Raw genomic sequence first — 12,090 nt, forward strand, 5'->3', positions numbered from 1 at the left:
GCGGGGAGAGGTAAAACTTCCGATGCCGTTACGACCGACGTGACTTTGGCGATGCGCACGCCCGCTACGCGCGATGGCGCGGCGACTTGGCCATCGGCATGTTGGCGTTCCAGTGGGTCCAGCTGACGCTGGCGAGGCTGCCGAGGTCGGTTGCCAGCGGGCGACGGGTGCGGCGCTCGTACTCGGCGATGCAGCGGCCGGACTCGCCGATCTTGCGCTGCAGTTCATCGATCGTCATCTGCGTCGCGCGGCCGCAATTGGCCTTGCCGAGCTGATCGACCTCGATCGCCTTCAACGCCGCACGCAGCTTCTTGAGCTGCGCGCGCTGCCAGGCGATGTGACTGTCGCTGTCTGCCGTCATGTGGCCGCCACCATCTTCGATCGTTGCACGCCATTGGGAACCTCGATGTCGACTTCCAGCATCGAGACGAACTTGCCGCGATCCATCTTGACCACGACCTTGTCGGGGTCGACGTCGATATGCTTGGAGACCACGCCCAGGATTTCCGAGCGGAGCATCTCCAGAAGGTCCGGCGTGCCGGTCCGGCCGCGCTCGTGCGACAGCAGGATCTGCAGCCGCTCCCGCGCGACGGGCGCCGATGCAGAGCGGCCGCCAAACAGCCGCATTACGTTCATCATGCCGCCCTCCGTCGCAGCAGCCGGTCCATCAGCCCCTTGCGTTCGACCGGCACGATCATCTCCACCGCCTCGCCCATCAGGCGCCGCACCGCGTCGGTATAGGCCCGCGCCGGCGCGCTGCTCGCAGCGTTCAGCGTGACCGGGCAGCCGACATTGGAGGCGCGCAGCACGTCCTGGCTTTCCGGGACGATGCCGAGCAGCGGTGTGGCAAGGATTTCCAGGATATCGTCGATCGAGAGCATCTCGCCGCGCGCGGCGCGGCCGGCATCGTAGCGGGTGACCAAAAGATGCTTCTCGACCCGCTCGCCGCGCTCGGCGCGGACCGTCTTGGAGTCCAGCATGCCGATGATGCGGTCGGAATCGCGCACCGACGACACTTCCGGATTGGTGACGATGATGGCCTCGTCGGCATAGCGCATCGCGAGCGTCGCGCCGCGTTCGATGCCGGCCGGGCTGTCGCACAGGATCCAGTCGAACTTGGTCTTGAGGTCGGCGATCACGCGCTTGACGCCTTCTTCAGTCAGTGCGTCCTTGTCGCGGGTCTGCGACGCCGGCAGCAGCCAGAGATTTTCCAGCCGCTTGTCGCGGATCAGGGCCTGCGGCAGCTTGGCGACGCCCTGCACGACATTGATGAGGTCGAACACGACCCGCCGTTCCGCGCCCATCACCAAATCGAGGTTACGCAGGCCGACGTCGAAATCGATGACGACGACGTTCTGGCCCATTTGCGCGAGCGCTGCGCCGAGCGCAGCGGTTGAGGTCGTCTTGCCGACCCCGCCCTTCCCAGACGTCACGACCAATACCTTGGCCATTCTCTCTCTCCTTGTGGTCGATCAGTTCAAAGCTGTGATGCGCAGCATCTCGCCCTCGAGCCACGCCTGGGCGGGCCGGTTGCGCAAGCTGTCGGCGATTTCATCTGCGGTCTGGTAGTAGCCGTCGATGGCGAGCAGTTCGGCCTCGATCCTCTGGCAGAAGATCCGCGCCGACGAATTGCCGTTGATGCCGGCCATCGCGCGGCCGCGCAGCGTGCCGTAGATATGGATCGAGCCACCGGCGACGATCTCGGCACCGGAGCCGACCGAGCCGAGCACGGTGACGTCGCCCTCGGCAAACACGATCGACTGGCCGGAGCGGACCGGGCTCTCCAGCAGCAGCGACGGCAGCTTGGTCTTGTCCTTGTCCTTGGCTTTTTCCTGCGCCGGCGGCGTCTTCGGCTCGACATGGGTGATCGCGCAGGCGCGGCCGCCGGTCAGGAGCGGCGGCAAATTGGCGCCGAGCTTCTCCTCCTCGACGCCCTCGATGCCGAGGATGCGGATGTTGCGTTCAGCGAGGCTGCCGACCAGATGCGCGATCGCGGCCTGGCTGAGGTCGACCGCCGAGAGGTCGAGCACGATAGGCTTGCCGGTGAAGAAGCCCGGCGACTTCGCCAATGTCGCGTCGATCTCGGCGAGCCAGGACACGACCGGCACGACGGGCGTGAAGACGAACGCAACATAGGAACGGCCGCGCATGCGGACCTGCTGACGTGCCACCTGTGGAGTTGCGTCCATCGCCTCTGACTCGGTTGTCTTGTCGAATGGTTAACAATCGGACCGCATGGTTAATCAAAGGTTAACGGACGTCGGGGTTTTCACTGATTTGGGACGGGTGGCCGTTTGGCAACGGTCTGGTGAAGATGGGAGAAGGCCGGGGCGACGAGACCCGGTTTTTGAGCTGGATCAAATTTCAGCAAACCTGATCGCTTATCCTTCCGGCGCATTCGCGGGGTCACGTCATGTCCAAATCCAGCTGGACCGAGATTTTGCGGTGTCCGAAGTGCCGGCGCACGGGCTGCGCCGAGCTTGCCGAGATAGCCCCGTTTCGCAATCGGATCTTGCGCGTTTCGGAGAATTTCGAAATTCTCACCGACGAGCGCGGCAGCGACTTTCAGTGCAGGAACTGCCGGGTGCCAGCCATGCCGTAACGGACGGCCGGCTCGCACTGCGCCGTCGCATCGACGACGCAGGCTTTTCGAGACCGGGCGCGAATTAACGCCGAGCCGACGGTGCACGCTCGGCCTGCACCGATGCATCGAACACCGCGCGGCAGGACGGACTGAGCTGCTCGACTTGCGCCGCCATGCAATCCCTGATGCGGCCGCGATCCGGAATGTAGGCGCCGCACAGGCGGACCGCATCACCCATGCAGGCCTGACGCTGCATCGATTCGTTCGGTCCGGACTGGGCCATGGCGGGCACGACGGTTGCAGCGAGAAGCACGAGGGCAAGACGAAGTTTCATGGATCACTCTCTGGATGGCAGGTTGAAGTGTCGGTCGTGACGGTTGTCACGACAGCGGCGCGCGGCCGTTGCCGGCAGCGGGTTCGGCGCCGGCTTGCGACGGCGGCAGGTGCAGAAGCGTTGCGATCGTGGTGTCGATCAGCTTGGTCCACGCGGACGCGGGATCGATCTCGGGCGCGAACCGGCCGAGCAGCATCGGAAATGACGGCGGCTGGTTGAGCGCCGCGTTGAGCAGCGCGAAGAACAGCGCCGGATGGCTACTGCGGATGATGCCGGCCGCGATGCCGGCCTGAAACAGCTCGCGCGCGCTCTCATAGGCCGGGCGCAACAGCTTTTCCGTCACCAGCGTCGAGCGCTCGGGCGCCTCCGCGCCATGGCGCACCACGAAATTCCGGACCTGCGGATGCGCGGCGTAAAACGTGGCGACGCGGACGATGAGATCACGCAGGCGATCGCCCAGCGGTCTGTTGGCGTCGACCGCGATCGCGTGCACCTCGGCCATTACGGGCATCGCAAGCGCGACGATGCGGTCGACGCAGGCCTCCCACAGCGCAGCCTTGTTGCCGAAATGAACGCGCACGAGATTCGGCGCGACGCCCGCCGCCGCGGCGACGCTGCGCAGGTCGGCACCGTCGAAGCCCTGGGCCGCGAAGGCCTCGGTCGCCGCGATCAGCAGCGCCTGACGGCCGTCGGGCATGTCTTTGCTGCGGCGTCCCTTGGGCCGGGAGGCGGGCAGCGCGGCCATTGTCTTCGTTCCAACCATCGTTCACCAGAATATGTTCAAATGGACATATAATTCGGCGAGGCTGCTTTTCAAGAGCGGGCAACGACCTGAAAGCCCATCAATTTCATATAGATAGTCGGAATGACGCGAACGTGAGGAGCACTCGCTCTAAGAAATGCCTGCGTCAATCGACGCCGGCTTCGCGCAACCGAGCTATCCGAAATGGTGCGGCTCAGCTCGTCACGTCGGCAGCCAGGTCTTCTCGATCTGCTTCACGACGCTGTCGGGCATGGGATGACCATCGATCGCGATGCATCCAGGCTTGATGCAACGTTGCAGCCGAACCTATTCCGCCTTGATGTTGGCCGACTTGACGATCGGCCACCATTTGTCGACTTCGGCGGCCTGATGCTCGCGCAACGCAACGGGGGTCTGTCTGTCCGGCGACGGGATCTCCTGGCCGAGCTCGGCGAAGCGTTGCCGGACGACGGGCTCGGCGAGCGCTGCCATCACCGCCTTCGACAGAACAGACACGATATCGGCCGGCGTGCCCTTCGGCGCCCAGATGCCGTGCCAGTACGCAATATAGAGACCCGGCAGTCCGGCTTCGTCGACCGTCGCAATCTCCGCGGCCGATGCGAGCCGCGACGATGCGGTCACAGCATACGCCTTCACGGTTCCGCTCTTCACCTGCGGCAGCGAGTTGGAGGCCTGGTCGAACATGATGTCGATATGCCCGGCCATCAGATCGTTCAGCGCAGGACCGGCGCCGCGATAGGGCACGAAGGAGAAGTTCGTGTTCGTCAGCTGCTGGAAGAACACGCCTGCGACATGCGCCCCCGAACCCGGACCGGCGGTGCCGGCGGCGGCCTTGCCGGCATTGCCCTTGAGCCAGGCAATCAGCTCTTTCAGATTCTTCGCCGGCAGATCGGGCCGACCGATGATCAGCTGCGGCCCGCTCGCGATCAGCGCGATCGGTGCGAATTCGCGCACGTCATATTGCAGCTGATAGATCGCGCCGTTGAGGCAATGCGTGCCCCAATGCCCGATCGTGATCGTGGTGCCATCAGGCGCTGCGCGCGAGGCGCGCAGGCCCGCGACCGTGCCGGAGGCGCCCGTGACATTCTCGATGATCACGGGATGGCCGAGCGTATCGCGCATGTATTCGGCGAGGATCCGCGCGAGCACGTCGGTTGGTCCGCCAGCGGCGAACGGCACGATCATGGTGACCGGGCGCGCGATGGTTTCGGCGAACGCGCCGGGCGATGCCAGCGGCAGCGTCGCCGCGCCGAGCGCGAGTTGCAGGAATGGCCTGCGAGAAAGGCTGGGCATGTGCGTTCCCCCTCATGCTCTCATAGAGCCGGCAGTGTCGCGCGGTCCAGCGCAAGACGTCAGAGACGCGATGTCCGTGCTTGAACGGCAGGAGCTTGCCGTTGCGCGGCGTCGCCCCGCCGGCGCGTAGCTCGAACTGGGTAATTCCAACGATCCTCGGATGGCGGTCAGCCCCGACCGCGGGTCATCGAACTCGCAAGAAAGCGTCATCCCGTCGTCAATTGACCGCGACAAGTTGTCGCTGCCAGAGCAGGCGAATCCAAGCTGGCCAGAATTGGAGGGGCGAACTCATGAGTGGTTTTCGTGACTATTTCTTATCGACCGCCGCGATCGCGTCGGCCGTGCTGGCTTGCAACGTCGCAGTTGCGCATGCGGATGACGACAATGATCACCCGCAGCACCGTGGCTACAAGCATGTGCTGCTGATCAGCGTCGACGGCATGCACGCCGTCGATTTGAAGCGTTGGGTGGAAAGCCGCCCCGGCGGCAACTTCGCCCAGCTCACCGGAAAGGGCGTCGTCTATCCGAACGCCTACGCCACCGCGCCATCCGACAGCTTTCCCGGCATGCTCGCGCAAGTCACGGGCGCCACGCCGAAGGGTGGCGGCCTGTTCTACGACGACAGCTATGACCGCACCGAATATCCGGCCAAGGCGTTCTATACCAGCCAGGGTCTTAGCGACCCCGGTTGCGTGGGCCCGGCGGGGACCGAGCTCACCAATTTCGAAGCGCTCGACAAGACCTACAACTACTCCAGCGGGCTGGTCGCCGATTACACCGCCGGCGGCACGCTTGGCCAAGTCTACACCCAGCTCGACCCGGATCACATGCAGCGCAAGCTGGTGAACGGCCAGTGCGTGCCGGTCTATCCCCACGAATACGTGCGCACCAACACGGTCTTCGAAGTCATCAAGGAAGCCGGGATGCGCACGGCCTGGTCCGACAAGCATCCGGCCTATGAGGACCTCGCAGGCCCGTCGGGCAAGGGCCTCGACGAGCTGTTCACGCCGGAGATCAATTCGCAGGACACGATCGACCCCGGCGCCCAGCCCGGCGACGACTATACCACGAGCTATACCGGCGTCCGCTCCTACGACTCGCTGAAAGTGAAGGCGGTGCTGAACTGGATCGACGGTTATGACGGCTCGCGAACCCAGCGTCAGGCGGTGCCCGCGATCTTCGGCATGAACTTCCAGGCGGTCAGCGTCGGCCAGAAGCTTGCCAAGGCCGGCCATGCCGACACCGACAAGTCGCTGGTCGGCGGTTATGCCGACGGCAAGGCGACACCCGGCAACGCGCTCACGCTGCAGTTCCAGTTCGTCGACGATGCGCTCGGCAAGTTCGTCAACGAGCTCAAGGCGCAGAACCTCTACGATTCGACGCTGATCATCGTCAGCGCCAAGCACGGCCAGTCGCCGATCGACGTCAAGGACCGCGTGGCGATCTCCGACGCGCTGTACAGCAAGGCGCCCGGCTTCGGCACCAACGGCTTCGAGATTTGCGACGACGAAGCGCTGGTCTGGTTGTCGCCGGAGCTGCAGCAGGCGACCAATCCGGCGACCGGTCATCCCTATTATGCAGACGCCAAGGCCTACATTCTCGCCCACGCCGCCGACCTGCATATCCAGAAGCTGCTCGACCGCGACGAACTGACCAGGCTGTACGAGGATCCGTTCCACAACAGCCGGGTGCCTGACTTCATCGCCATCACCGATCATGGCGTGATCTGCACCGGCGGCAGCAAGCTCGCCGAGCATGGCGGCTTCTCCAACGACGATCGCAACGTGCTGCTGCTGGTCTCTTCGCCGCGCATCAAGCATGCGCAGGTCGTCGAGGAGACGACCTTCACCACCCAGATCGCGCCGACCATCCTCCATGCGCTCGACCTCAATCCGCGCAGCCTGCAGGCGGTTCGTGACGAAGGCGTCGAGCCCCTGAAGCTGAAATAAAGCGCAGCGGGACAACGCACCGAACGGCCTACTGATCGGCGCCCCGGGCACGGGGCGCCGATATCTTTGCGGCGCCTCGAGAGGCGAGTTTCTACGCCTGGAAGCAGGCCTCGGCCGTCAGCTTGAACGGCGCCGGATTGAGGATCTGCGGAAGCTGGAATTGATAGCTCGCATTGACCTGGCTGCCGCACGCCGCGGCCACGGGCTGCAGGTCGGGCAATGCGCGGTATTGACGCTGGCGCACCGCCCCGTGACCGCGACCGCGTGCTGCATTCCCACCTGTGTCCACATCAACAGCCCGACTCGATGACAACGAACAGGAACGCGAAGAACAGCGGCGCAACTTCAGCGCGCGCTCAGGAGCCGAACTTCGCCCGCAGCATGGGGCCAAGGAGATTCGAGTAGTCGTCCGTCCAGAGCGCGCTGGCCGGGTCCGGCGGCATGGCGGACCAATGCCGTACCGCCTCGCCTGCATCCTCGGGCGTGCGCGCAAGCATCACCACCCGGGACGCGCTCCTCAGCGTGGTCATGACGTCTCCGGCGGGATGCCCCTCCTTGAAGAGCGCGATCAATCCCTGCGAGCGCGCGACATTCGCCATGATCGGCGCCAGATCGAGATGGCGGTTGGAGATGTGCACGAGAATGACCCCGTGCGGCGTCAGCTTCGACACATAGCCGGCTATCGCCTCACGCGTCAGCAGGTGAACAGGAATGCTATCGGACGAGAAGGCGTCCAGGACGATCAGATTGTAGCGATCGGGTGAGGCCTGCAGTGTGAGACGAGCATCGCCGAGCGCCAGCCTGGCCTCCGGCGCGCAGCGCGACAGGAACGTGAAGAAGGTCGGATTGCTCGCGATCCGGATCACCTCGGGATCGATCTCGAAGAACGTCCAGTTCTCCGCGCCGCGACGCAGGCAGGCGAGTGTGCCGGTGCCGAGACCGACGACCGCAACCCGTCCGAAGCCAGTCTGGGCGCCGCGTGCCGCCGCAACCCCTTCGGCCAGCGGGCTGCCCGGATAGTAGTAGCTCTGAGGCTGGGGCGCTCCCTCGACTGGCGTACCGTCGTCGTTCCGCAACCGCTCTGCGCCATGCACCGTGTTGCCGTGGTACAGCAGCCGTGCGCGGCCGTCCGCGAGGTCGACCACCGTATGGACCCCGAAGAAGCTGCGTGCGGTCTCGATCGGGGCCATGCCCGGGCGCCAGAACGTCGTCAGCATCAGGCCGGTGATCGCTAGTCCGGCGAATGGTACCGGCCGCTGGCGCAAAAAGATCATGCAGGCCGCCAGCAGGACCAATAGGGTCCTGAACGGCAGTTCGAAGGAGGCCGGGAGCTGCAACTGGGTCACGTACCAGACCATGGCAAGCGCCATCGCCGCCGCCAGCCATGGCGACGCCTTGATCAGCGTCTGGCGCGCGCCGCCTGCGAACATGCCGGGCAGCGCCAGCAATGCGAGCGCGATCAGGATCGGATATTCGTAGTTGCCGGAAAAGATCTGCGGCGCCAGCAGTCCCGCGAAGGCGCCGCCCAGCACCCCGCCGAACGAGGTGCACAGGAAGAATTCGGTCAGCCGTTGCGGGTGCGGACGCCGGGCATAGAGCTCGCCATGGCAGAGCAACGTCAACAGCGTGAACACGACGAGATGGAGCACGATGGTCGTGAGCCAGAACACCTTGGCGCCGACCAGGCTGATCGCAAGGGGGGCCGCGGCGAACGGAACGAGACGCACCACGGTCGCGTGGCTGATCCACGGCCGGTCACGGAACACGACGACGAAGGTGAACAAATAGAGCGCCAGCGGAATGACCCACAGAAAGGGCGCTGCCGCGACGTCGGTCGTCAGATGCGCGGTCACCGCAACGACGAGCCCCGATGGAATCGCCGCAAGCGCGATCCACTGCAGCCTGTCAGCCACGCTGATGACCGATGTCTCTGGCGCCGCCGTCGCCGTTGCGGCGCCATTGCCACGTCCGAGCACGAAGGCAACCGCCATGACGAGCAGCGCGAGGCCCGCAAAGCCGAACGACCAGATGCTCGCCTGCATATTCAGCGCAAGGAGTGGCTCGACAACGACGGGATAGGCAAACAGGGCCGTGAACGAGCCGAGATTCGACGCGGCATAGAGCACATAGGGATTGCCGGCCTCGCGATGGCCGCTGCGGGCGAACCAGCTCTGCAGCAGCGGTGCGCTGGCCGACAACGCGAAGAACGGCAGGCCAATTGACGCCGCGAACAGCCCGAACAGCCAGAGCGCGGTTCCATCGGCCGGCGGCGCACCCCAATCCGGTGCGATCGCGATCGGCAAGGTCATGGCCGTGACGGCAAGCAGGAGCAGATGAACGAGCCCCGCGCGCTGCGGCCCGAACAACCGGCCGAGCAGATGTGCATAGGCATACCCGACAAGCAGGACGGCCTGGAAGAACACCATCGCCACCGACCAGACCGAAGACGCGCCACCGAGCTTCGGCAGCACCATCTTGGCGAACATCGGCTGGATCAGGAACAGCAGCAGCGCGGATACAAACAGCGTCGCCACGCTGAGGACCGGCAGCAGGCGCGTATCATCGGCAGAACAAGATACCTCTGGAAGCGTCGGTTCCGGCGCGTTCTCAAAAAGTGACATCCGTCGGCCCCTGCAATCCCTGCTTGCAAGATAGATTAGCTGCGCCTAAGCAAGCGTTAATCGGACTTCAGGAAGCGTGGATCGGCGGCCCAGCAAGCGCCCAAAATCGCGTGGAATGGCAAAGCAATCGCCGGTGTTGGGCACCTTAAAGCGCCCAACATTTATGACCCGGCGATCAAGATTCCTGGTGCACCGACAAGCCGTTGGCGAGGAGCTGTCGCCGGTGTTGCCATCACCAAGTATCAAGGGCCTTACCAATTGCGCCGGGCACCCAGCATCAAGACCAGGCTATTCTTGGTCCTTGAGCTCGTAGACGCCGGCCGGCTTTGCGATGCCGGATTGCGCCGGCAGGGTCACCGTGCTTCCGCTCGCGTACTTCTGGTCGAGCATCACGTAACCGAGGTCCGCAGCGAACGTCAGGTTCTTGACCGGAGTCCAGCGGTGCGCGCTGCCAAGACTGCGCGCGGTCTCTTTCCGTAGAGCCGGCCTCACAGCAGCCACGACGTCCGGCGCTGCCAGGTCGAGGACAATCAAAGCTCATCCGCCAGCGAGTTCGCACCAGTACCGTAGAAGTACGAAATCGTGCGAATGGCGGAGGGAGAGAATCTAGAAAAAGAATTGCTCATCTGCTGCGGTTGAGGTCCCCTCGCCAGGGGAGAAGAGCCGAATCTCCAGGGCTCTCCGTACTACGTAGGCCATGCAAATCGGCCCGAATCCCGCCCGCCTTGGGACAACTGCCTGACCCTAAAGCCTCTGGATTTCGGCCGGGGGACGGCCCGCCTGCAAGCCTTGACGGGCCGACGCCGTCCTCATCACAGCGCCAAAGCTCTTGCGCTCATCTGCCAAGCCTTCAGCCAGGGGACGGTCGAGGGCCGCGCGGGTGAGTCGCTTGGCGGCTGCCAGCCCCTCAGCCCCTCGGCTCGATAGTTCGGCGGCGATCGCCAGAGCCCGCCCGAGGGGGTCTGCGACGACCTCATGGACCAGCCCGATTTCGTGGGCCCGCGCTCCCGTCACGGTCAAACCCAGTAGGATCATCTCGAGTGCCCTGGCCTCCCCGACGACCCTAGGCAAGCGCTGCGTGCCGCCGCCGCCAGGAAAGATACCAATACGCGTCTCGGGGAGGCCGATAGCAGTTACGGCATTCCCCGCGATCCGCAGATCGCATGCCAGCGAAAGCTCAAAGCCTCCCCCCATACACAAACCATTGATCGCCGCGACAACCGGCTTCTCGACCGCCGCAATCAAGTCCGTGAGTGCGTGGAAGCCTGGCGGTCGGACACCACCGGATGGCGATGGCGCGCGCGGCAACCCGCGCTCAAGCGCGTCTGCAGCGTCCGAGAGTTCCTGAACCTCGTAGTGACGGATAAATATGCCGGGCAAACCGCCTGTGATAATAATCACCCGTACCGACAGCGCCTCGCCCGCAGCCAAGACGGCATCAAACATCTCGGCCGCGCCCGCGGCCGTCATGGTTCCGAATGGCGCGTTAGCATAAGTGATGACGCGAACCGCGCCGCGATCTTCGGTTGAGATAAGGGGCATCGGACATCCTCACTGTTGCCGGACGCCGGCTCTTCACACGCGACCGGCAGGTTGAGTCAGATTGGCCCCACCTAGAAGGCTGATCAATACCTGGCGTCCCACAATTACCTTGCGTCTGCGCGCTTCATCCCTAATCTTTCCGACGCCCTGCAGAGGTATGCCCACGGCTCCTTATCTCATGGAATTTGCGAGCTTCGAAATGAACAATTCTGAGCGCGTGCTTGAATTTGTGTCGCGATTCCCTGGCAAGGATGACGATGAAATCGCTGCTGCGCTCAAGATAACACCTCGACAAACGGTAAACATCATCTGTCGACGCTTGTGCGAAAACAATGCCATTCGACGAGAGCGCGGACCGAGGGGCAAACTAGTGAACTTTGCGACCGGGCGGATGACGGCCGTGCCCAATCTAACGATCTTGGCTCCGAAGCAATCACTAGGTGCGCTGAGCGAAGATCAAGTCAAAGCAGCAATCAAGTCGAAGCTGGAAGCTGACGGTTGGTCCGTGCAAGTCGCGTGGGGACGCGCGCGAGGCATTGATATCGTAGCGTCGCGGGGAAACGAAAAGTGGATTATTGAGTGCAAAGGAACCGGGTCACTCCCACCAATGCAGAACAATTATTTTGTCGGAGTGATCGGCGAACTCATGCAGCGTATGACGGACGACCGCGCTAAGCACTCTATCGCCTTTCCGGATGTCCCAAAATTTCGGCGCCTGTGGTCTGAATTACCTGAGATGGTCAAAGATCGTCTGAAGGTCACGGCTTTATTCGTTTCAGACAATGACGAGATTATCGAAACTTGATCAGACCTAGATTCGCGCCTTTCGTAGCTGCGATTAGATCGTGATCGGGACATCTAGTGTTTAGTGTCAGCTGGCTCGATCAAGTCGGACAAAAGTGCCGCGGTTTCGCTAAGACTATCTCGGACTCGCGCGAGCCTTCGGTCGGATACAATTGGCCGGCGCCCTGACGCTTTCAGGATACATTCGAACACTCCATCGG

Annotated in this window: 14 protein-coding genes; 3 read left to right on the forward strand and 11 right to left on the reverse strand. The window is 63.7% G+C overall.

The genetic code is table 11. The annotated features are described in order from the left end of the window. Positions 1–64: 64 nt before the first annotated feature. From ACVISU_RS19235 to ACVISU_RS19260, 6 genes are all read right to left on the reverse strand, one after another. Complete coding sequence (locus ACVISU_RS19235; RefSeq protein WP_050401796.1) at positions 65–361, reverse strand: hypothetical protein; 297 nt, start codon at positions 359–361, stop codon at positions 65–67. After that, positions 358–636, reverse strand: coding sequence for a cell division topological specificity factor MinE (gene minE / locus ACVISU_RS19240; RefSeq protein ID WP_050401856.1), 279 nt, complete (start codon positions 634–636; stop codon positions 358–360). Before minE ends, ACVISU_RS19235 begins: the two co-directional genes overlap by 4 nt. Further along, positions 636–1,451 (reverse strand): septum site-determining protein MinD, encoded by an 816-nt coding sequence (gene minD, locus ACVISU_RS19245; protein ID WP_456707962.1) that lies wholly within the window; start codon positions 1,449–1,451, stop codon positions 636–638. Before minD ends, minE begins: the two co-directional genes overlap by 1 nt. A gap of 21 nt (positions 1,452–1,472) precedes the next feature. Continuing rightward, complete coding sequence (minC, locus tag ACVISU_RS19250) at positions 1,473–2,189, reverse strand: septum site-determining protein MinC (RefSeq protein ID WP_456707963.1); 717 nt, start codon at positions 2,187–2,189, stop codon at positions 1,473–1,475. Between the two features lie 477 nt (positions 2,190–2,666). Next, positions 2,667–2,918, reverse strand: a complete 252-nt coding sequence (locus tag ACVISU_RS19255; protein ID WP_050401793.1) for a hypothetical protein — start codon at positions 2,916–2,918, stop codon at positions 2,667–2,669. A gap of 46 nt (positions 2,919–2,964) precedes the next feature. Continuing rightward, the gene (locus ACVISU_RS19260) at positions 2,965–3,663 is read right to left on the reverse strand and encodes a TetR/AcrR family transcriptional regulator (RefSeq protein ID WP_456707964.1); all 699 of its coding nucleotides are present in this window, start codon (positions 3,661–3,663) and stop codon (positions 2,965–2,967) included. A gap of 154 nt (positions 3,664–3,817) precedes the next feature. Between ACVISU_RS19260 and ACVISU_RS19265 the strand changes: the two genes are divergently transcribed. Beyond that, complete coding sequence (locus tag ACVISU_RS19265; RefSeq protein WP_456707965.1) at positions 3,818–3,940, forward strand: hypothetical protein; 123 nt, start codon at positions 3,818–3,820, stop codon at positions 3,938–3,940. 47 nt (positions 3,941–3,987) lie between these two features. On the opposite strand, the gene ACVISU_RS19270 is transcribed toward ACVISU_RS19265, so the two are convergent. Further along, positions 3,988–4,974: a tripartite tricarboxylate transporter substrate-binding protein gene (locus ACVISU_RS19270; RefSeq protein ID WP_456707966.1), complete on the reverse strand. Its 987-nt coding sequence runs from the start codon at positions 4,972–4,974 to the stop codon at positions 3,988–3,990. 290 nt (positions 4,975–5,264) lie between these two features. On the opposite strand from ACVISU_RS19270, the gene ACVISU_RS19275 reads away from it, so the two are divergent. After that, a complete protein-coding gene (locus ACVISU_RS19275; protein ID WP_456707967.1) occupies positions 5,265–6,923 on the forward strand; it encodes an alkaline phosphatase family protein in 1,659 nt (552 codons plus the stop codon). A 91-nt stretch (positions 6,924–7,014) separates the two neighbouring features. Here the strand turns inward: ACVISU_RS19275 and ACVISU_RS19280 are convergent, their stop codons facing one another. From ACVISU_RS19280 to ACVISU_RS19295, 4 genes are all read right to left on the reverse strand, one after another. Beyond that, a complete protein-coding gene (locus ACVISU_RS19280) occupies positions 7,015–7,167 on the reverse strand; it encodes a hypothetical protein (RefSeq protein WP_456707968.1) in 153 nt (50 codons plus the stop codon). A 112-nt stretch (positions 7,168–7,279) separates the two neighbouring features. Next, complete coding sequence (locus tag ACVISU_RS19285; protein ID WP_050401791.1) at positions 7,280–9,544, reverse strand: fused MFS/spermidine synthase; 2,265 nt, start codon at positions 9,542–9,544, stop codon at positions 7,280–7,282. Between the two features lie 288 nt (positions 9,545–9,832). Beyond that, entirely contained in the window at positions 9,833–10,078 is a 246-nt protein-coding gene (locus ACVISU_RS19290) for a hypothetical protein (protein WP_456707969.1), read from the reverse strand. A 210-nt stretch (positions 10,079–10,288) separates the two neighbouring features. After that, a complete protein-coding gene (locus ACVISU_RS19295) occupies positions 10,289–11,086 on the reverse strand; it encodes an enoyl-CoA hydratase/isomerase family protein (protein WP_456707970.1) in 798 nt (265 codons plus the stop codon). Positions 11,087–11,285: 199 nt separating this feature from the next. On the opposite strand from ACVISU_RS19295, the gene ACVISU_RS19300 reads away from it, so the two are divergent. Further along, complete coding sequence (locus tag ACVISU_RS19300) at positions 11,286–11,891, forward strand: hypothetical protein (protein WP_456707971.1); 606 nt, start codon at positions 11,286–11,288, stop codon at positions 11,889–11,891. Positions 11,892–12,090 lie beyond the last annotated feature (199 nt).

It is taken from the genome of Bradyrhizobium sp. USDA 4452, from assembly GCF_054063575.1.